The organism is Chitinophagales bacterium, from assembly GCA_017303415.1.
Lineage (GTDB): Bacteria > Bacteroidota > Bacteroidia > Chitinophagales > Chitinophagaceae > SpSt-398.
The window spans coordinates 1275333-1296817 of record JAFLBJ010000001.1; the positions used below are offsets into that span (position 1 = coordinate 1275333).

General features: G+C 46.9%; 15 protein-coding genes. 7 read left to right on the plus strand and 8 right to left on the minus strand.

Annotated features, from left to right (window positions below; translation table 11 throughout):
- The first annotated feature begins 123 nt into the window (after positions 1–123).
- Positions 124–822 carry a lipoprotein signal peptidase gene (locus tag J0M30_05560; protein MBN8666953.1) on the plus strand — a complete coding sequence of 233 codons (699 nt, stop codon included), beginning with the start codon at positions 124–126 and terminating at the stop codon, positions 820–822.
- Between the two features lie 36 nt (positions 823–858).
- Positions 859–2232, plus strand: coding sequence for a hypothetical protein (locus J0M30_05565; protein MBN8666954.1), 1374 nt, complete (start codon positions 859–861; stop codon positions 2230–2232).
- A 70-nt stretch (positions 2233–2302) separates the two neighbouring features.
- Here the strand turns inward: J0M30_05565 and J0M30_05570 are convergent, their stop codons facing one another.
- From J0M30_05570 to J0M30_05585, 4 genes are all read right to left on the minus strand, one after another.
- A complete protein-coding gene (locus tag J0M30_05570) occupies positions 2303–2557 on the minus strand; it encodes a Txe/YoeB family addiction module toxin (protein MBN8666955.1) in 255 nt (84 codons plus the stop codon).
- Complete coding sequence (locus J0M30_05575) at positions 2554–2805, minus strand: type II toxin-antitoxin system prevent-host-death family antitoxin (protein ID MBN8666956.1); 252 nt, start codon at positions 2803–2805, stop codon at positions 2554–2556. The genes J0M30_05570 and J0M30_05575 overlap by 4 nt, the downstream gene beginning before the upstream one ends.
- A 115-nt stretch (positions 2806–2920) precedes the next feature.
- Positions 2921–5323: a phosphoenolpyruvate synthase gene (ppsA, locus tag J0M30_05580; protein ID MBN8666957.1), complete on the minus strand. Its 2403-nt coding sequence runs from the start codon at positions 5321–5323 to the stop codon at positions 2921–2923.
- A gap of 264 nt (positions 5324–5587) precedes the next feature.
- A complete protein-coding gene (locus J0M30_05585) occupies positions 5588–7891 on the minus strand; it encodes a T9SS type A sorting domain-containing protein (GenBank protein MBN8666958.1) in 2304 nt (767 codons plus the stop codon).
- Between the two features lie 373 nt (positions 7892–8264).
- On the opposite strand from J0M30_05585, the gene J0M30_05590 reads away from it, so the two are divergent.
- Complete coding sequence (locus tag J0M30_05590) at positions 8265–9947, plus strand: PQQ-dependent sugar dehydrogenase (GenBank protein ID MBN8666959.1); 1683 nt, start codon at positions 8265–8267, stop codon at positions 9945–9947.
- Positions 9948–10166: 219 nt separating this feature from the next.
- Here the strand turns inward: J0M30_05590 and fumC are convergent, their stop codons facing one another.
- A complete protein-coding gene (fumC, locus tag J0M30_05595; GenBank protein ID MBN8666960.1) occupies positions 10167–11564 on the minus strand; it encodes a class II fumarate hydratase in 1398 nt (465 codons plus the stop codon).
- A gap of 90 nt (positions 11565–11654) precedes the next feature.
- On the opposite strand from fumC, the gene J0M30_05600 reads away from it, so the two are divergent.
- From J0M30_05600 to J0M30_05615, 4 genes are read left to right on the plus strand one after another with little or no spacing between them, the layout of a single operon-like run.
- Complete coding sequence (locus J0M30_05600) at positions 11655–14384, plus strand: DUF1553 domain-containing protein (GenBank protein ID MBN8666961.1); 2730 nt, start codon at positions 11655–11657, stop codon at positions 14382–14384.
- Between the two features lie 9 nt (positions 14385–14393).
- Complete coding sequence (locus tag J0M30_05605) at positions 14394–15905, plus strand: DUF1501 domain-containing protein (protein MBN8666962.1); 1512 nt, start codon at positions 14394–14396, stop codon at positions 15903–15905.
- A gap of 16 nt (positions 15906–15921) precedes the next feature.
- On the plus strand, positions 15922–17334 hold the full coding sequence (locus tag J0M30_05610; GenBank protein MBN8666963.1) for a hypothetical protein: 1413 nt from the start codon (positions 15922–15924) through the stop codon (positions 17332–17334).
- 59 nt (positions 17335–17393) lie between these two features.
- Positions 17394–18680 (plus strand): alpha-L-fucosidase, encoded by a 1287-nt coding sequence (locus tag J0M30_05615; protein ID MBN8666964.1) that lies wholly within the window; start codon positions 17394–17396, stop codon positions 18678–18680.
- Positions 18681–18724: 44 nt separating this feature from the next.
- On the opposite strand, the gene J0M30_05620 is transcribed toward J0M30_05615, so the two are convergent.
- The 3 genes from J0M30_05620 to J0M30_05630 are packed head-to-tail and all read right to left on the minus strand — an operon-like array spanning position 18725 to position 21472.
- Positions 18725–19507: an enoyl-CoA hydratase/isomerase family protein gene (locus J0M30_05620; protein MBN8666965.1), complete on the minus strand. Its 783-nt coding sequence runs from the start codon at positions 19505–19507 to the stop codon at positions 18725–18727.
- A gap of 59 nt (positions 19508–19566) precedes the next feature.
- Complete coding sequence (locus tag J0M30_05625; protein ID MBN8666966.1) at positions 19567–20529, minus strand: transglutaminase family protein; 963 nt, start codon at positions 20527–20529, stop codon at positions 19567–19569.
- 10 nt (positions 20530–20539) lie between these two features.
- The gene (locus J0M30_05630) at positions 20540–21472 is read right to left on the minus strand and encodes an alpha-E domain-containing protein (GenBank protein MBN8666967.1); all 933 of its coding nucleotides are present in this window, start codon (positions 21470–21472) and stop codon (positions 20540–20542) included.
- Positions 21473–21485: the final 13 nt, after the last annotated feature.

A 21485-nucleotide genomic window follows, 5' to 3' on the forward strand; every position in this document is an offset into this window, starting at 1 on the left:
GATGTTGGATGTTAGATGTTGGTAGTCTTCCGACTCCGGACTCCCGACATCAGCCTCCAACAACCAACATCTAACATCCAACATCCAACATCCTTATATTTGTATCTATAAATCAACCCAAAATTGAAGCTCCGTAACGTCATATTCTTTATCCTTCTCATTCTCCTGGCCGATCAGGGTTTGAAAATATGGATCAAGACCAGTTATCCCACCGGGGAAGTGACCCAGGTATTGGGAATGAATTGGTTTCAACTTTATTATATCGAAAACCCCGGGATGGCATGGGGTTGGAAACTGGGAAATGAAACTGGGAAAGTGGTGTTGACCTTGTTCCGTCTGGTGGCCGTATTGTTTGGTACCTGGTACCTGGGCCGGATCGTACGGCAGCGTCTTCATAAGGGGTTCATTATATGTGCCTCCCTGATCTATGCCGGTGCATTGGGCAATCTCATTGATTCCATGTTCTATGGGATGATCTTTGATAAAGGCCTGCATTTTGACCCGGCTATAAAGGATTACGTCACCTACCAGGGCGTGGCCAGTTTTTCGTCTACAGGTTATTCATCGTTCCTTCATGGGAGTGTGGTCGATATGTTATATTTCCCGTTGTTTGATTCCAAATTTCCTGAATGGTTTCCCTTTGTGGGGGGAGAAGATTTTACTTTTTTCAGCCCCATTTTCAATATAGCCGATGCATCTATCTCTATCGGAGTTATTACATTATTACTTTTTCAAAAGCGTTTTTTCAAGAAGAAAAAGGAAGAGGCGCCAGTTGCCCATGAGACCAATGCAGCGGTTAATGATGAGTTTCAGGTTTCTTAAAAAACCTTAAATTACACCCTCAACACGCACCACTTTATGAAAATGAGAACGGCTCTTTCTGCATTAACCCTGATCCTCATGATCCTGGTCTCCTGCCAACGAGAGGTCAGTTTTGAAAACAGTAACACCCCCTCTGATGGTGCGCTACAGGCGGATATTTCGGGCAATTGCCAGGGTATCGTTGTCACTGGCTCTTATAAGAAAGATACCACACTCAACACCACCAATTATGTAGATGTAACGGTTACCGTCGCCACCCCGGGCGCCTATAGAATTTATTCAGATACGGTCAATGGCTACCATTTTAATGCCACCGGTACGTTTACCGCAGCTGGTTCCTCTACCGTTCGCCTTCAGGCATCCGGTAAACCATTAACAGCAGGCACCAATAATTTTACCCTGAACTACGATAGTACCCAGTGTTTTTTCACGGTCACTGTTACCGAAGCCGGGTCAAGCTCAGGAACCTCCGTTTTTACATTTGACGGAAGCCCCAACGGATGTACCAATGCCGCTGTTCAGGGATCCTATACACAAAATGTGGCCCTTACTTCAGCCAATAAGGTGGTGATCTCTGTAAATGTAACCACCATAGGAAGTTATTCCATCACTACCTCTACCGCTAATGGCTTTGCCTTTATCGGCCTGGGTAACTTTACCACTACTGGTCCGCAAACCGTTGAGCTCACCGCCAGTGGATTACCCCTCCAGGCGGGCACATTTACTTTCAACCTTACCAATGGTTCAACCACCTGCACCTTCCCGGTGACCTGTGATGCACCACCCGCCCCAATTGACTATTTCCCACGTACAGCAAACAGCAATTGGAGTTATGAGTTTGATGATGTGGCTGCCGATTCATTGCTTATCCGGGCATTGGCGAATACGATTACAGCAGGGGGCAACACCTATACAATTTTCATGGGAACAGAGGATGCTTCCTTAGGCTTTGACAGTTCCGGCTACTATAGAAAAAATGCTGGTACTTATTATGAGTGGAGGGATATGGGTGGTTATTTTGGATTGGATAACCCACTCTGGATGGAGTTCATTTTCCTGAAAGATGATCAGGCTGTTGGACATAGCTGGACTACCTCCAATATTTCAGGAACGGTGACCGACATGAACAATAATGTCATTCCAGTAACCTTACGAATGAAATATGAGATCCTGCAAAAGGATGTGTCGCTTTCTGTCACAAGTTCCACAGGCACCGTCAACCATGCCAATGTGATCGTTGTGGAAGAAGACTACGAAATATTCAATGGAACTGCCTGGGTCCATATTACCGATTTTGGCACCGCAAAATATTATTATGCCCGTGGAAAGGGAATGATCAAAGTTGAATTCTTTGATGATGCCGGCACGTTGGATTTGCAGGCAGAGATACGGCGGTCGGTAGTGCTTTAGTGGGATACACTTCACCTGGCGAAAAGGAAAATGTGGATTCACATCATCCTGGCCCCAAGTACTCTACTTTCTAATAGTGATACCTGCACTGGAGAATGTAAAGAGCGTTTCCTTCTACTTTATAAACTAGTCTGTGTTCAAGGTTAATTCGTCGTGACCAAAATCCAGTGAGATTTTCTTTCAATGGCTCTGGCTTTCCAATACCTTCAAATGGTGTTCGTGTAATTTCTTTAATGAGCTGATTTACTTTTTTCAACATGGCTTTGTCGATCTGTTGCCAATGTAAGTAATCCTCCCAGGCCTCATCCATGAAAACGATCTTCATGGCTCTAGCAATTGATGTTCTTCTCCTTCGCCAGCTTTATACTGATCTAATGCGCTTATTAAACGTTCGGCGTTTTTAGGTGACTTAAGCAAATAGAAGGTTTCCATCAGACTTTCATAATCTGATTCGGATAGAACAACGAAATTTTCACCTTTGCTACGAGTAATGTGCAAGGGTGTATGGCTCGAAAAAACCATATCCAAATAGCTTTTTAGTTTTTGCCTGAAATCTGAATAGGTTGTTATCATGGCATAAAGATATATAATGTTTTTTGACTTGTACAATCTTTTGTACATATGAATTATATTATACATAATCAATAGGTTATGATTAAATTACTGCAGTATAGATAGCTCACTTTCTTTATTTTCCATTCAACACCCCAATCGTCTTCTTCACAGCATCCGGGGTTACTGAAATACTGTCTATTCCTTCGTCGACCAGGAATTGGGCAAAATCCGGAAAATCACTGGGCCCTTGTCCGCAAATACCAACTTTGACACCGGCCTCTTTGGCGGTTTGGATTAGGCTTCGGATCAACGACCTGACTGCTTCATTCCGCTCATCATACAAATGAGCGACCAACGATGAATCGCGGTCAAGGCCAAGTGTTAGCTGGGTCAGGTCATTGGATCCAATCGAAAATCCATCAATATGCCGGGCAAATTCTTTGGCGAGGATCACATTACTTGGCAATTCCGCCATCAGGTACACCTGAAGACCGTCCTTTCCTCTGGGTATATCAAATTCCTTCATGACCTCGTAAACACGATGCAACTCTTCTACTGTTCGGCAAAACGGGATCATGACCGCCACATTTTTTAACCCCCATTCCTCCCGCACTTTTCGGATGGCCTGACACTCCAGGCCAAAGGCCTCTTTGTATTGCGGGGAGTAATAGCGCGAAGCACCACGCCACCCGATCATGGGGTTTTCTTCAAGAGGTTCAAAGTATTTACCACCGATCAAATTACTGTATTCATTGCTTTTGAAATCAGAGAAACGTACGATCACCGTTTCAGGGTAGAATGCGGCCGCGATGCGGGCAATACCAAAGGCGAGTTTATGGATAAAAAAGTTGGCTTCAGATTCAAACCCACGAATGCGATCATTGATCAACTGACTTAAAGCAGGGTCATTCAGTTGCCGGTGGTTGAGCAGGGCCATCGGATGTATGCCAATATAATTGTTGATGATAAATTCCTCCCTGGCCAAACCCACACCCCGGTGGGGGAGATGACTATACGTAAAGGCGAGATCCGGACTGCCAATATTCAGCATCAGCCGGGTGGGTAGGTCGGGCAGTTTTTCTAGTTGCGTCTCTATCTTTTCAAAGGGCAGTTCACCCTCAAATACCAAACCTGTTTCTCCTTGCGAGCAACAGGCGGTTACCAACTGGTCATCTTTTAATCGTTCCGTAGCATGACCACATCCTACAATGGCCGGTACACCAAGTTCGCGGGCTACAATAGCGGCATGACAGGTACGCCCGCCTTTATTCGTAATGATCGCAGCCGCCATTTTCATGATAGGCTCCCAATCAGGATCGGTCATATCTGTTACGAGAATATCACCTGGCATGAACTCCCTTCCATCACCTACCCGTTTATCAAGGGAATGAAGGATACATATTTTTCCACTGGCCACTTTATCCCCCACAGCGATTCCTTTCAGTATCGCCTCTAATCCTTCTGTTTCCATTCGGTATTCGGTAAAAACCCCGGGGTCACGACGGGAATGGATCGTTTCAGGTCGCGCCTGTACAATGAACAATTGACCTGTCAATCCATCCAATGCCCATTCCACATCCATTGGGCACCAATGCCCTTTTAATTGCGTATAATAGGATTCGATCTGTACCACCCACCGGCTTAATTGTAAGACCTGTTCATCATTCAAACAGAACCTTGATTGAGTGGCCTTATCGGTAGAAATAACTTTTACTCTTTCATCCGGATTGTCACCATACACCATCATTTGCTCCTTGCTGCCCCGCTTTTTTTCAATGATAGCCGGAAAGCCTTGTTCCAATGTGGGTTTGAATACAAGAAATTCATCGGGTGATACAGCTCCTTGTACCAGTAATTCGCCCAGGCCATAAGACCCATTGATCAATACCACATCGCGAAAACCCGATTCGGTATCAAGCGAGAAGGCGACCCCTGCGGCCCCCAGGTCACTCCGTACCATTTTTTGAATACCCACCGATAACCCGATGGCAAAGGCATCAAACTGAAATGTATGCCGGTAACTGATGGCCCGGTCGGTAAATAAAGAAGCAAAACAATTGCGAACCGCATCGATCAATTCCGCCGGACCGCGAACATTCAGGTAGGTCTCCTGCTGACCGGCAAAACTGGCATCCGGAAGGTCCTCCGCTGTGGCACTGGAGCGTACCGCTACATCGGTCTGCGATTGGTCGTATTGAGAGGATAAGGCTGAATAGGCTTGTATAATGGCCTCTGCCAGATCCTTCGGAAAATGGGCATTACGGATCAGGGTACGGATCTGCAGGCCTGCCCTGCGCAACGTCTCCACCTTTTCATGATCCACGGTCTCCAGACATTCCCGGATCCTGGACTGTAATCCGGCCGACTCCAAAAAATATTCATACCCCGCTACCGTGATCACAAACCCGTCCGGGATATTTACCCCCAGGGGGGCCAAATGACGGAGCATTTCGCCCAGGGAAGCGTTTTTGCCGCCCACACGTGACAGATCGGCCAGGCCAACCCCGGATAAGGGTAGGATAAAGTCTTGTTGCATAATGTTTTGGATTATGCCACGCAAGGTAGTTTTGATGGGAAGGGGAAATTCAGAAAATACATGGATGAGCCCGGAGGGTACACCGAAATGGTTGATAGACCATTTTTGGGTAAGTAAAAACACTGAACAGATTCAGTTAAAAAACGGGGTCGGGGCGATTATTTTTTAATGCATCTTGAGACCGCCTTAATTGAACCGTTAACCCTTAACCTATCCCGGTGAATTTTCGTCAGCAGCCTGTGAGTTGAAAAGCTCACGGGCTTTTTAATTCCCTGCCTTTACAACTTTTCTGGATAAACTTTGCTCGTTGGTGATTACCTGGATAGTGTAAATGCCTTTGGGTAATGATTGGGTAATGGGAAGGTCAATTGAATTTCTTCCTGCGGTAAGGACTGTCTGCGTTTTAACCAGGATTCGACCGAGGGGATCGACTAATAGAATTTTCGCAATATTGTTTTCGGAACTATTGAGCTCCACCCGGAGGTTACCCGTAAAAGGATTAGGCATAGGTCCGAAGGATAGACCCGATGAAACGTTGTTGAACACTAATACTTTGCTGTATTTATGCCCGCCTGCTGTCTCCAGGCGTAAACGATAGTAGGCCGTGCCAGACAATGGCTGTGGGTCTGTAAAATTATACTCGTTGTTGCCGGATGTTTTCTGATGTCCGGGCTGAATATTAATGGATGTAAACCGGTTGCCATCCGTACTTCTTTCCACGGTATAGGTTACAGGTTCTTCTTCTGGTGTAGTGACCCAGTTCAGGGTAACTAATCCTTGTGCCAATTTTCCTGTAAAGCTGAGCAGCTCGATCGGAAGGATCATACAATCCTCCACGGTCAGTGTGATCACTACCGGATCGGAGAAGGCACAATCGTCATCCGACAGGTTGGAAGAAGTAGTTGCAATAACCAGGCGGTATTGATCTCCGCTATCAGATATGGCCCCTACAAAACTGGGGTAATTGACCGTGTATTCCCAGTTCGATCCATTCCATACCGGTGTTTCCGGACCGCCAGATATTCCTGTCTCCGCCCAGGAAGCACCATTATCCGTGCTCTTCTGCCATTTGTAATAGGTATAGTTGTTAAAGAAGCTATATACGGTCGCGCCGATATCTACCAGGTTATCCTGACAAATAAATGGGTTTGGAGAGGGGTTCAGCTGCAATTCGGGTGAACAGGTGGCTACGGTGATATCATCCAAAGCCCAGTCATTACCTCCTCCACCCGGGGCATTGTTGAAGAACTTCAGGTTGATACTTGTTTCTGACGGACCCGTGAGATAAGTAAACCCTTTTTTCACCCACTGACCTGAATAGGACAGGTTTCCGGTGGTATAATAATCCAGGCCGTTTACTTCAAACGTTATATTGGGGGCAACTCCTGAAGAGTCACCGGTTCCCGTAGGAATATAGAATACAGGCCCGGCCGAATTCGAAGCACCCTTCCCATTTGAGTCACAACCACACTTGGAACAAATATTACGCATCCAGCAGGAGATCTCGTAATAGGTATTTGGACAAAGTCCGGATATGGTTTGTTGAAAGGCCGAGTCGATGCGATAGGCAGCGTTCACGATCAGCATGTATCCTCCATTATTGTCGGCCACCGTATCAGTCGGGTTGTTGCCCAGGAAAGGATCGGCTGCACCCGTATGGTCACCAATAATATCCCATACCGAGAATACCCGATGGGTTGTCAATGGCCCGGCACCATCCGGATCAGGGTCGGGTTTATTCCAGGTATTGACCGTGGTATAACCAAATTCAGTAGAGGTATTATTAGCAATACCGTAGCTATAGTCGTTCGGGCTATTGGTTGTAAAGATGCGATAGGTATATCCAGGAGGAACATTTCCAGAGGTCCCTCGATTGCGTGTTGGACCAGAACCAAAAGATCCATTGAATTCTGTCCCTATCGCATTTACCCCAATTGCATTGGAGCAAACCCCATAGTTTGTATAGATAGCAAGGGTATTGGAAGGAAAGGTATAGGAAGTGAGAAGCCCCGGATTTGCCCGATAGGTAATCGTACCCCCTCCCGTACTGATTGTACCACCCAGACCAGCTGTTACTTGAACCTGATAGGAGGCGATCATGATACATGTATTTGAAAAAAAGGAGGGCTTATGGGTGTTGCGGATTCGGCCCCTCCGAAAGGCAGTGGCCGGAACATCCGTTGGATTATATCCCATATTGATGGTGATATTCGACCCTACGATCTGACCGGGATCATCCAAAGCACCATCGGTAAATTGCTTGTAAACCTTTCCCTCATTGGTCAGTACCCGTATAGTACCCGGTAAATAAACCGTGCCGGCGGGGATCACATCTGTAAAACGCATACTGTCGTAAGCACCAGAACGGACCACCACCGATGCCCTTATTTCAAGGGTATCACCGGGTTCAATGGTTCCTCCGTTCAATCCCTTTGTAACATTGATATAACTTTTACCAAAATCTATGTTCTGTGCAAACAAGGAACCCGCCTGCAGGGAGAAGATCCCTGCAAAAAGGATGGCCAGGTAGCCAAACCGTATGGATTCAATTCGTACAGTTTTCGTCATAGATACGGATTTCTTCAATTTTACTTTCAGTTGTTAGTTGTGAATCGTGAGACGTGAATCGTGAGTCATCTATACTCAGAAAATTCACTATTCACCTCTCACGCCTCACCTCTCACGCCTCACGTCTTACGCCTCACGCCTCACGCCTCACTTCTTACGCCTCACGTCTCACGCCTCACCTCTCACGCCTCACGCCTCACGCCTCTCTTCCTCCATTTCGAACGAAAAGGTATTAAATAGTTTAATCCCCCCTTAATGATAACTACTTAGGAAAAACGTGGGTTTTTTTCAGGTAGTCATATCAGGAAAAGCACTATTTCAGGAAACTAACTTTATGAGTAACTTAGAGTTAGCTACCTTAAAATTTTAATCCATGAGAATCATCCGAACCTGTCTGCCCATTTTACTTTTTCTAAGTGCCACAATTAAGGGTTTTCCCCAATCGGAACCCTTTTCTAAGAGAGTGGTAGCCAGTGCATTCAACTCCGCGTGGGAAGTTGTTTACGGACCCAATGATTCCCTATGGGTAACGGAAAATCGTACCTGGAAAGTATATCGGGTTGATATTGCTACGGGAACAAAAACCACTGTATTGGATCTGCGTTCGGGGCCTGGTGCTGATGCGACCATCAATTTTCCCACCGGATCAGGCACACAACCTCAGGGCGGCATGATGGGACTGGCACTTCACCCGAATTTATATTCCTCCGATCCGGCAGTTCGGGAAGCCAAACCCTGGGTCTATATGGCCTATGTTTATGAAAGAAATGCGTGCCCGGGTACAAATACATCCTGCGTTTTCACCACAAAGATTGTTCGGTATGATTATTTGTCAAATACATTAACCAACCCGGTTATTGTCCTGGATGATATTCCCGGTAGTAGCGATCATAATTCGGGTCGACTGGTGATTGGACCTACTATCGAAGCTGGTGCGGACGCCGCCCATACCCAGTATCGGCTTTATTATACCGTTGGAGATATGGGTGCAGGACAGTTTTTAAATACTACACGCACCAACAATGCCCTTGCGGTGGATGTGATGGAGGGTAAAGTCCTTCGCATCAACACCGAATCGGATGGGGATGCCGGACTTGATGCATGGGTGCCCAATGACAACCAGTTTTTTAATGCGTCTATAATTACTGCTCAGGATTATGTGTACAGCTATGGACATCGGAATGCCCAGGGGCTGGTATGGGGAAATGTGGGGGGTACAGATCGACTCTACAGCAACGAACAAATGGACCGTACAGATGATGAGGTAAATATCATTGAAAAAGGAAAGAGTTATGGCTGGGATGATGTGTCGGGATATTGTGATGATAATGTGAACGGGTATAAGATCGGACAAACACCGAGTGCGGATGAAAATGCCTATTGCAGTATAACCCCCGATCACCGTGAGCCCATCTTCACTTTGTTTACTACGAACGCTGCCGGGATGCCTGCCCTGATGGCACAATCAAATAACCAACTCTGGCCTACGGTAGCCCTGTCCAGTATCGACTTCTATGGGTACAATGTAATTCCCGGATGGAATGCCTCGCTGGTTATGACACCATTGAAAAAAGATTTTGTTTACCGGATAAAACTGAATGCTACCGGTGATGCGGTTACCGGTGATACGATCACCTATTTTCGGGGAGATGGAAACCGGATACGCCGTGTTACCGTCGCCCCGGATGGATTACGTTTTTATGTAGCCCGCGATGCAAGTGCCACCAGCAATGGGGGTACCATCATGGAGTATACCTATACCGGTACAACCCTGGCTTTACACGACGGCCCACGAAATGGACCACGTATTGTACGCGACCTGGTAAAGGTTTATCCCAACCCGGTTGCAGATATTGTATTTATTCGTGGATTGCGCGAAATGAAGAAACCCGTTCGTGCAGAGATCTATGATATTATGGGGCAATTGCGGATTACGCAGGTGTCGTCACGAAATGACTTTTCACTAGATCTTTCTTCTTTGAAAAAGGGAATTTATTTATTAAAGCTTTATAACGGGAATGAACAAGAGGTGCAGGTTGAAAAGCTGATTCGATAGCCTTTAAAGGATAGGCTTGGAAAAGCGGGGTTGATTTCACGGATTGTTTCATGTTACAAGGCTTTTTTACAGGATATGATAACGTTAAATTAGAGCGTTTCTTTTTGAAATCATAGAATTTTAACAAAAATAAACCACAGAGACACAGAGACCCGGAGGATATGAATTGATTATCAGCAATATATTCTCTGTTTCGCCGTGTCTCTGTGGTACGAAAACTCAAATTTTCCCTACCATCTTCGCCGGCACCACCCACTCATCAAACTCCGCCGGGGTCAGGTATCCGAGGCTCACGGCCATTTCCTTCAATGTTGTTCCCTGCTTGTGTGCTTTCTGCGCGATCTCCGCAGCTTTGTAATACCCGATCTTGGTATTTAAGGCAGTAACCAGCATCAATGAATTATCTACATGTTTTTTGATATTGGCAGCAATCGGCTCTATACCCACTGCACAACGATCATTAAAGCTTACACAACCATCACCGATCAACCGGGCACTGTGCAGGAAATTATAGATCATCACCGGTTTGAATACATTCAATTCAAAATGCCCCGTAGCTCCACCGATATTGATGGCTACATCATTTCCCATGACCTGAGCCGCGATCATCGTCAAAGCCTCACACTGGGTAGGGTTTACTTTTCCCGGCATGATGGAAGAACCGGGTTCGTTGTCGGGAATAAAGATCTCGCCGATCCCACTCCTGGGACCGCTTGACAACATCCGGATATCGTTGGCGATCTTCATCAGACTTACAGCCACCGTTTTCAATGCGCCATGTGCTTCCACTATGGCATCATGTGCCGCAAGGGCCTCAAATTTATTCTTGGCTGTGATAAAGGGTATTTTGGTCAAACGCGCAATGTGTTTGGCTACATTCACATCATAGTTGGGTGGTGTATTGATCCCTGTTCCCACCGCAGTACCCCCCAGGGCGAGTTCACTCAGGTGGGCCAATGAATTTTTAATGGCCTTCAATCCATGATCCAATTGAGATACGTACCCGCTAAATTCCTGTCCAAGCGTCAATGGTGTGGCATCCATAAAATGGGTACGACCGATCTTCACCACCTTCTTGAACTTCTTTGCTTTTTTGTCCAGGGTATTTCGCAGTTTTTCTATTCCCGGGATCGTGGTCTCCATTAAGATCTTATAGGCCGCAATATGCATGGCTGTCGGAAACGTATCATTCGATGACTGGGATTTATTTACATCATCATTCGGGTGCAGGTATTTGGTTTTATCATCCAGTTTTCCACCATTGAGTACATGCCCACGATAGGCCACCACTTCATTTACATTCATATTACTCTGGGTACCAGAGCCGGTTTGCCATACCACCAATGGGAAATAATCATCGAGTTTCCCTTCCAGGATCTCTTTGCACACTTTGCCGATCAGGTCTGCTTTTTTCTTGGGCAACACACCGGCTTCATAGTTGGTGATAGCAGCGGCATGTTTCAGGTAAGCAAATGCCCGAATGATCTCCTTGGGCATCCGGTTGATGTCCTGGGCAATTTTGAAATTATCAATGCTGCGTTGAGTTTGCGCGCCATAGTAGGCGTCCACGGGTACTTTCACTTCCCCCATGGTGTCTTTTTCTATACGGTATTCCATAAACGTAAGTTGAAATGTTGAGTAAGCGGGGCAAAGTTAACCAGGATTTTTGGGAGTTCAAGGTTAACCAAAAAGTTCTTAAATTACAAAATGCCTCTTGCCAGGAAGCCTCTAATTCTGCTTTTGCTTGTCGTACTAGTCACCGGGATGTCCTGTCTTCTGACCAGTTCGCCTAAGGTGGATTTCAATGCGGATATCCGTCCGATCTTCAATAAAAAATGCATCAGTTGCCATGGTGGGGTAAAGCAAAAAGGAGGTTTTAGTGTTTTATTCCGGGAAGAAGCCCTGGCAAATACCGAATCTGGCAAGCCCGCCATCATTCCAGGCAAGCCGGATGAAAGTGAGCTGATACGACGCCTGACGATTGATGACCCGGAAGAGCGGATGCCTTACAAACACGATGCACTCGCTAAAGAAGAAATCAAACTCCTTCGCCGCTGGATACAGCAAGGAGCGAAATGGGGTACCCATTGGGCCTATTTGCCCGTGGAGAAACAGCGGCTTCCTGCCGTGGAAGATAAATGGATCCGCAACGATATTGATGCCTATATACTGCACCGGTTACACCAGGAACACCTGAATCCTTCTGCTGAAGCGGATAAAGCCACGCTTCTTCGCAGGGCCAGTCTTGACCTCACCGGTCTTCCCCCTTCGGAGGCCATTGCCAACGCCTTTTTATCCGACAATTCTCCCTCTGCCTATGATAAACTCCTTGATCAATTACTTGCCTCGCCGGCCTATGGAGAAAAATGGGCTTCGCTCTGGCTCGACCTGGCCCGTTATGCCGATACCCGGGGTTATGAGGCTGATCGGGGACGCACCATTTGGCGCTACCGCGATTGGGTGATCAAAGCCTTTAACGAGGATAAACCGTATGACCGTTTTTTATTGGAACAATTCGCCGGCGACCTGTTACCCAATGCCGGAGAAGCGGAATATATCGCCACCGCTTTTCACCGGAATACCCTAACGAATGATGAAGGGGGTACAGAGAATGAGGAATTCCGTACCGCCGCCGTGATCGACCGGGTGAACACCAGTTGGAGTGCGGTGCTCGGAACCAGCTTTAATTGTGTTCAATGTCATGCCCATCCCTATGACCCTTTCCGCCATGATGATTATTATAAATTCCTGGCTTTTTTCAATAACACCCGCGATGAGGATACGGAATCGGAATATCCCCTATGGCGGCATTATAATTCTGCCGATAGCCAACGATTGGAGAAAGTAGTAAAATGGGTCAGGGAAAATGAATCGGAAAAAAAGGCGGCAGAACTTCGCCATTTTTTAAATACCTGGCAGCCCGCCATCAATTCCTTACAATGTGATGAGTATGTGGATGCGGCATTGGTGAGTAGCTGGCATGCCGGGTTGAGGAATAATGGGACCTGCCGGTTGCCCAATGTTCCATTGGAAGGCGCTACCGAACTTCTCTTTCGGTATGGCACCATGCGTCCTGGAGGGAAATGGACCGTGACACTCGATAGTTTAAAAGGACCTGTGGTAGCTAGCTATATTCTTCCCAATTCCAAAGGACAATGGAACCTGGGACGATTAAAGATTCCGGCCATCCCGGGCCGCCATCATTTGTATTTTCATTATTACCATCCCGGGATCAACAATAAAGAAGAAACCGGAGTATTGTTTGAATGGTTCCGGTTCACGGATCCTTTTCCCGGTAAAGGGAAACCCGGTTATGAAGAAAACCTGGCCTCTTTTATCGCACTCATGGAGGCAAAAGTTGAAACCACTCCGGTGATGGTCGAAAACCCGCCCTCACTCTTTCGTCGATCCTTTGTGTTTGAAAGAGGGAACTGGTTGGTCCCGGCCAATGAAGTTGAACCGGATGTGCCTTCTGTATTGAATCCTCTGCCCAAGGGAAGAAAAGACCGCCTGGGCCTTGCCGAATGGTTGATCGATAAGAAGAACCCGCTGACTTCCCGCACCCTGGTGAACAGGGTATGGGAGCAATTGTTTGGTACGGGTCTCGCTGAAACACTCGAAGACCTCGGCTCACAGGGATTGCCCCCTTCCCATCCTGAACTGCTCGATCACCTGGCCTATACGCTGATGAATGATCATCAATGGTCACTCAAGCGATTTTTAAAAACATTGATGAGTTCTGCTACCTATCGCCAGTCTTCGATTGTATTGGAAGAAGGCTTGCGTCGTGATCCACTAAATCGGTTTTATGCCCGCGGTCCACGTATTCGGTTAACCGCCGAACAATTGCGCGACCAGGCCCTGGCTGCCTCAGGTTTGCTGAGTTCAAAAATGTATGGCCCTTCCGTCATGCCTTATCAGCCGGAAGGAATCTGGCTCTCTCCCTATAATGGAGACAAATGGGTGATGAGTGAAGGTGAAGACCAATACCGCAGGAGCTTATATACCTATTGGAAACGCACCGCCCCTTATCCTTCCATGGTCACTTTTGATGCGGGCTCCAGAGAGGTTTGCCTGCCCCGACGCATTCGTACCAATACCCCGCTGCAGGCCCTTACAACGCTGAATGATTCGGCCTGGGTAGTGATGGCCCGGTCATTGGCTGCAAACATGAGTAAAAAGGGTGGTGCATCAATCGATGATAAATTAAAGTGGGGATACGAACACCTGATGTTTCGGAAACTGGATAAAGCCAGGGAAGAGGCCTTACAAATACTTTACAACGAAGCCTTACAACGTTTCCGGAAAGACCCGAGAGCAGGGCGGGAAATACTCGGGATAAAAGAAATTAACGGTAAAGAACAACCGGAGTTGGCGGCCCTGACGGTGGTGGCCAATGCCTTATTGAATCTGGATGAATGGCTGACTAAAAATTAAAGCGAACGCATGAAACCAAAGCACTGGGCCAATAAGCCCCTTAGCCGGGAAGCCGGACATCGGGTCTTACAGCATTTTACCCGGAGACATTTTATCCGGGAGAGTGCCATGGGGCTTGGTGCCCTTGCATTGGGAAGTATATTGCCTGGTTGTTTGGGAAAAAAGGAGGGTAGTTCCCTGGGTTTGGATTTTGACCCTGCACATCCCATGTTGCCGCGGGCCCCGCATTTCCCGGGTCGTGCCCGTTCGGTCATCTTTATTCATATGGCAGGCGCGCCTTCGCAGTTGGAACTTTTTTCTTACAAACCTGAACTCGCCAAACTTGATGGGCAGGATTGCCCGCCTTCCTTGTTGGAAGGAAAAAAGTTCGCCTTTATCCGCGGGGTACCCAAAATGCTGGGCCCTCAGGCAAAATTCTCGCAACATGGTGAAAGTGGATTATGGTTATCGGAGAACCTGCCGCATCTGTCTACGGTGGTAGATGATATGGCCTTGCTCAATGCGGTCACTACGGATCAATTTAATCATGCCCCTGCGCAATTGTTGATGCAGACGGGTACACCCCGACAAGGCCGGCCGAGTATCGGCGCCTGGGTGACGTATGGTTTGGGTACCGAGAATCAGAACCTTCCGGGTTTTGTGGTGCTCACTTCAGGAGGGAATAATCCCGATGCAGGTAAAAGTGTATGGGGCAGCGGCTTTCTTCCCAGTGTATACCAGGGGGTACAATGCCGCAGTGCGGGTGACCCGGTCTTGTTTATTAAAGATCCACAGGGAATGGACCGTGACCTCCGTCGCGCATCCATTGATGCCATCAATAAGATCAATCAGCAGGAATACGAAGAGTATAAAGATCCGGAGATATTATCCCGCATCGCGCAATATGAAATGGCCTATAAGATGCAGATATCCGTACCTGGCGTAATGGATATCGCCGATGAGCCGGCTTATATCCACGAAATGTATGGAACAGAGCCCGGCCAATCCAGTTTTGCCAATAATGTACTCCTTGCCCGAAAATTAGTGGAGAAGGGTGTTCGGTTTATTCAGTTATTTGACTGGGGCTGGGACACCCATGGCGATTCAGCTGGAAATGCGGTGGATGTGGGATTGATCAATAAATGCCGCAAGGTGGATAAACCCATAACGGCCTTGCTGCTCGATCTGAAACAGCGGGGATTACTTGATGAAACCCTGGTGGTATGGGGTTCAGAATTTGGCCGTACACCAATGCAGGAAAACCGCGAAGGTAAACAGATGCCCTTTAAAGGACGAGACCACCATGCCGAGGCCTTTAGCATCTGGATGGCAGGGGGAGGTATTAAAGGCGGTGTGACCTATGGAGAAACAGACGAGATCGGGTATAGCATTACCAGTGGTAAAACAGAAGTGTACGATATTCAGGCGACCATTCTGAACCGCCTGGGTTTCGATCATGAAAAACTAACCTATCCCTCCCAGGGCCGCGAATTCCGCCTGACGGACCTGAGTGGAAAAGTCATTCACCCTATACTTGCCTGATCACTAACCAAGACCCATGTTTCATTTTTTTACCCAAACCCTCGGCCGGCTACACCCACTATTGGTGCATTTGCCGATAGGCATACTGATACTGGCCATCCTTTTTTATTTCCTGTCCAGACGCGAAAGGTTTCATTCCCTTCAGCCGGCCGTCTCTGTATCCTTACTGATCGGATTTTTTGCTGCCCTGCTCTCCGTAATTACCGGTTATGGATTATCGTTAGGTGGCGACTATGCTGCCGCAGCCGTGGTCAAACACCAATGGGCAGGTATTGTAACGGTTATTCTGACGGGTGCCACCTGGTATTTGCACCATAAAAAGCATACATTGGAATTGGGAGGATGGGTGGCCATGCTCATCGGGTTGGTCCTGACAGGTCATTGGGGTGGATCGCTTACCCATGGTGAAGGATACCTGGCAGGCATGTTTTCCCCAGCCTCCGACAGCGACAAAGTGTATACCCCAAAACCTATTCCCGATATTGAAGAAGCCGTTGTATATACCGATATCATTCAACCTATACTGGAAGCCCGTTGTTATTCCTGTCATTCCTCCATTAAACAAAAAGGCAAACTCCGCCTCGATCAACCTGAGTTTATATTAAAAGGCGGGGAAGAAGGAAAGGTGCTCTCTCCCGGAAACCCTGAACAGAGTTCGCTTATTGAGCGATTGTTTCTTCAGGATAAAGATGAGGATCATATGCCCCCGATTGAGAAACCGCAACCGGGGCCTCAGGAATTAGCGCTGCTGCATTGGTGGGTTAAGACCGGTGGGTCTTTTACGATGAAAGTCAAAGAAGGACAAAAGGATGATAAAGTAATTCCTGCCCTGGCATTTTTAAAAGAAGGAAAAACAGGCCCGGAAAAAATGGAAGAGTCCTGGCTTCCCACACGAAACCCTTCATCGGCCGATTCCAAACTCATCCAATCACTTATCGCTAAAGGCTGGGCCATTGTTCCGCTGGCACAAGGTATGAATCATCTGTCGGCCAATGCCATTGGGGTGGATAGTCTTGATAAACAAAGTTGGGATTTGCTTGAAAAACTGGCACCACAGTTAGTTGAACTTCGCCTCGGGCAATGTGCAGTGGGCGATGCAGACATGCCACAGGTAGCAAAACTCAAAAACCTTCACCGGTTATTCCTGGAGAATACTAAGGTTACCGACAAGGGGTTAGCCTTGTTACAACCGCTGGAACATATACGCTACCTCAACCTGTCCCGAACACAGGTAACTCCGGCAGGGATAAAATCGTTGAAGCCGTTTAAAGAACTTCGGTATTTGTATCTTTATCGGGAAGGGGTGAATGGGAAAGCATGGCTGGAGAATGCGGGAAATATTCCCTTGTCAGCGATCGATACTGGTGGATATAAAGTGCCCACGCTTGCATCTGACACTATTGAGTTGACGGAACCAATAAAGAACTAAATCCTCTGTATCTCTGTGGTAGATCAACCACAGAGACACAGAGACGCAGAGAAGATATTATGAGAATACTGTTATTGATATTTGCCTTAAGTGTACAATCCGTTTTCGCTCAGCCTAAGCCAAGCCCATGGCAACTCAAGTGGCATGAACAGGAATTCTACCTCTTCACCCATTTTGGCCCCAATACGTTTACGGATAAGGAGTGGGGACATGGAGACGAACCCGAAGATATTTTCAATCCCACCGATTTTGATGCCGGACAATGGTGTCGTACAGCGAAGATTGCCGGTGCGAAAGGAATTATCATTACGGCCAAGCATCACGATGGTTTTTGCCTGTGGCCCAGCAAATACTCCACCCATACCATACGGGAAAGCAAGTGGAAGAATGGGAAAGGCGATGTATTACGTGAGCTTTCTGATTCCTGTAAAAAGTATGGATTGAAATTCGGGGTCTATATCTCTCCCTGGGACCGAAACCATCCGGATTATGGTACGCCCCAATACAATGATGTTTTTGTAAAAATGATGGAGGAATTGTTTGTCAACTATGGCCCCATTTGGGAATTGTGGTGGGATGGCGCCAATGGTGAAGGCCCCAATGGAAAAAAACAGGTATATGATTGGAGACGGTTTGAAAATGCCGTTCGCCGGTGGTCTCCACAAACTGTCATTTTCAGCGATATTGGCCCGGATATTCGGTGGGTGGGGAATGAACAGGGATTTATTGGGAAAACAAATTGGAACTACCTCGATACGGCCGGGTTCAAAAGAGGGGAGGGTAGTCCGGCCATGGATACACTCAATCAGGGAAATGCTTACGGGGCAAATTGGATACCGGGCGAATGTGATGTGAGCATCCGGCCAGGTTGGTTCTATCATGCCCATGAAGATGAGAAGGTGAAAAAACCGGAGGATATCTTTCAGCTCTATTTAAAAAGCGTGGGACGTGGGGCAAATCTCCTGCTCAATGTTCCTCCCGATCGTAGAGGTCGTATCCATCCGATTGATTCCGCAGCTTTGGAAGGATTTGCACAGATTCGCGAAAAGGCCTTTTCGCGGGAACTTAAATTAGGCATGGGTATTCCAACCGAGATCAACACAGTCGTGTTGCAGGAAGATATTTCCAAAGGGCAACGTGTGGAGTCGTTTGTTATTGAAGTTGTAGATGAAAAAGGGCAACTGCATAAAATTTCGGGTACCACCATTGGCCGGAAAAGGATTATGACCTTTCCAGTCATAAAAGCGAGGGCAGTGAAAGTCGTTGTGCTCTTCTCACGGGGAAAAGCAAACTTAAAGCCACATAGGATCTATAGGATGGATGATGGATTGTTGCTCAAAGAATAAGTTTCTCGCAGCGCTTCTTTGCGAGCGCTGCGAGAAAGTAATTATTATTTCCCCGTAAAGTTGGGTTTTCTTTTTTCCAGAAAAGCAGAGGTGCCTTCTTTCACATCACTTGATTCAAATAATTCCCCAAAAGCAATTATTTCTTTTTTCAATCCTTCTTCGTCCCCCCGAGCCGCGATATTAGTGAGGGAAATGACCTGGCTGACAGCCAACGGGGCCTTGGTCATAATGGTTTTGAGTATTTCTTTTGTTTTTGCGATCAACTCTTCTGTGCTGGTCACATGATTTACCAATCCCAATTGAAGGGCTTCCTTGGCGTCAATCATTTGACCGGTCATCATCAATTCCATGGCCTTTCCTTTACCAACCAATTGGGTTAGCCGTTGTGTACCGCCATAACCGGGTATCAATCCCAGGTTGACCTCGGGTTGCCCGAATTTTGCATTTTCACTGGCCAGCCGGAAATGACTGGCCATGGCCAGCTCACATCCACCACCAAGGGCAAAACCATTTACCGCCGCCACGATAGGCTTGGATGCATTTTCTATTTTATCAAAAACTTCTGATTGTCCTTTTTGCGCCAATAGTTTTCCCAATTGGGCATCCAAATTTGAAAATTCACTGATATCCGCACCGGCTACAAAGGCTTTTGGTCCTGCTCCTGTGATCAGGGCAGCTTTGATCTCAGGGTTATGGTAAATTTCTTCGATGGCTTGCGATAGTTCTTCAATGACCGTTTTATTAAGGGCATTGAGCTTATCGGGGCGGTTGATGGTGATGGTGAGTATACCTTCTTCGAGGGTTGTAAGAATAGTTTGATATGACATGCAATGATCTTTTGGCAAAGGTAGGGATTCACCGCGTTCCCATGTTCTCTGCACTGAGATCACTGCTGCTGTTGTTGCATCTCCAAAAAGCGCCGGTAGGAATTACTTGTATCTCCCGGGTTTTTGCTGGTATACGAAAATACCGGTTGGGCTTCAGGTAAAACACTTTCTACATTTTTTCCATTGCCAATGCTTACAGAAACTTCAAGGGTATGCTCGGATGATCCTTTGTAGGTTCCTTTTACAGGGGTGCAATCCGAGAAATTTCGGCCAACGGCAAGCCGTACATGGCGATCGCTTACGATACAGTTATTGGTGGGGTCGAGCCCCAGCCAACCATAAAAAGGAATAAAGGCCTCTACCCAGGCATGGGTAGCACCTTCGCCGCGGAGTTCATGGTTCTTGGGACAAATATATCCGCTTACATAGCGGGCAGGAATTTCAATGTTGCGCAGCATGACCAGTAGTACATGCGCGAAATCCTGACAAACCCCGGCACGAAGTTTCAGGATATCATCCACTTTTGTCTCAACACTCGTCACGCCTTTTTTATATTCAAAGTTTTCAAAAATAAACTGCGACAAAGCCAGGGCATTCACAAAAGGGGTCTTCTGATTATCTACGCTGGTCGTTTTGATCTCTTCCAACTCTTTTTTCAGGTCAACATGTTCCTTTTGCAGAAATTCCATGTTGGGGTAGATATCATCGGTGCGGCGAAGTTCCAGCCATTGCTCTTCGGCGGAAGCACTATCAGGCGGCACTTCTACGGGGAAGGTGGTTACCCGTATCTCGGATTCGATCACCAGTTCCTGATGCGGTTTGATCAGCGAGAACATACCGATCTTATTGCCAAAATAGTCGGTAAAGGTCTCAATCACCGGGTTTCCGGTGATCCGCAATTCATGTTCTTTCACTTCCTGCAAGGCGTCGTTGATCGGATAAAGCATCAACTGGTTGGTGCAATCGATCACGGTAGAGGCGTAAGAGTAACGGGTTATATGATGGATGTGATAATCGGGCATGGGGTCAAAGCTAGGTATTTCCAAAATAGATCTTGTTCAATTGTGAGGCGATCTCGAACAGTTCATTTTTGGTTTGGGGTAAAAATGTTTTGAGTTTTTCGCTATCGGCACCTATATCGCTGTACCGGATATTATTGTAACAACGTCCGATCAGGAATTCAAGCTGAGAATGATTTTCCGGTGGGATCTCTGTTTTAAGCCGCTCAAAGTACCGATTTAGGCGTGTCATTGAATACAAGAGCGAATGCGGGAAATCCGTATTGTACAATACATGTCTTATCACTGGGTCGGCATGGAGTACACCCCGGTTAGTTTTCAGGTAGAGTTCATAGCCCGACAGGGAATACAGCAGAAAGCGCCAGCTCGGGTCTTCCGCATGTTTGGTGAGATCATAGTCGTATTCGCGTAATTTGATCGAAAGTAAATCGATCGAGATAACCGCGCGTGAAATAAACCGGCCGATATTAAGAAAGTTATATCCTTCTCCACGCGCCATCGTAATATCCACGGTTCCGTTGTACAACATGCCATGCCGTATCAGCGAATCCAGGGCTGTGACCGGGTCACCTTTGGTGATATTGAATTCAATATTCGGTTCGCGGATCAGGTGGTAATATTCATTCAGGCATTGCCATACTTCTTTCGTGATATGGTCCTGTACGGAACGGGCATTTTCGCGGGCACGCGTAATATTATTGAAAACCGAATTCGGGTTCTCCCGGTCAATGACGAGGTGCTCCAAAACTTTTGAAGATTTCTTATTTATTTTTTTAACTTCTTTTTCGTTTAGCGAACCATAGGTCAATAACACTGAATTCCAGTCAAAATCCACCACTTCATCTTGCGAGGAAATGTATTTGGTGTGCAACATCCTTAGCATGCGGTTTGTTCTTTCCATATACCGCGCCATCCAAAATATTGATTCAGCAACTCGACTAAGCATAAAGCAGCTTTTA

Bases quoted from the DNA above. Each gene is read 5' to 3' on its own strand.
- J0M30_05565 (MBN8666954.1), top strand. From the start codon at position 859: ATGAAAATGAGAACGGCTCTTTCTGCATTAACCCTGATCCTCATGATC.
- J0M30_05570 (MBN8666955.1), bottom strand. From the start codon at position 2,557: ATGAAGATCGTTTTCATGGATGAGGCCTGGGAGGATTACTTACATTGG.
- J0M30_05575 (MBN8666956.1), bottom strand. From the start codon at position 2,805: ATGATAACAACCTATTCAGATTTCAGGCAAAAACTAAAAAGCTATTTG.
- ppsA (MBN8666957.1), bottom strand. From the start codon at position 5,323: ATGCAACAAGACTTTATCCTACCCTTATCCGGGGTTGGCCTGGCCGAT.
- J0M30_05585 (MBN8666958.1), bottom strand. From the start codon at position 7,891: ATGACGAAAACTGTACGAATTGAATCCATACGGTTTGGCTACCTGGCC.
- J0M30_05590 (MBN8666959.1), top strand. From the start codon at position 8,265: ATGAGAATCATCCGAACCTGTCTGCCCATTTTACTTTTTCTAAGTGCC.
- fumC (MBN8666960.1), bottom strand. From the start codon at position 11,564: ATGGAATACCGTATAGAAAAAGACACCATGGGGGAAGTGAAAGTACCC.
- J0M30_05600 (MBN8666961.1), top strand. From the start codon at position 11,655: ATGCCTCTTGCCAGGAAGCCTCTAATTCTGCTTTTGCTTGTCGTACTA.
- J0M30_05605 (MBN8666962.1), top strand. From the start codon at position 14,394: ATGAAACCAAAGCACTGGGCCAATAAGCCCCTTAGCCGGGAAGCCGGA.
- J0M30_05610 (MBN8666963.1), top strand. From the start codon at position 15,922: ATGTTTCATTTTTTTACCCAAACCCTCGGCCGGCTACACCCACTATTG.
- J0M30_05615 (MBN8666964.1), top strand. From the start codon at position 17,394: ATGAGAATACTGTTATTGATATTTGCCTTAAGTGTACAATCCGTTTTC.
- J0M30_05620 (MBN8666965.1), bottom strand. From the start codon at position 19,507: ATGTCATATCAAACTATTCTTACAACCCTCGAAGAAGGTATACTCACC.
- J0M30_05625 (MBN8666966.1), bottom strand. From the start codon at position 20,529: ATGCCCGATTATCACATCCATCATATAACCCGTTACTCTTACGCCTCT.
- J0M30_05630 (MBN8666967.1), bottom strand. From the start codon at position 21,472: ATGCTTAGTCGAGTTGCTGAATCAATATTTTGGATGGCGCGGTATATG.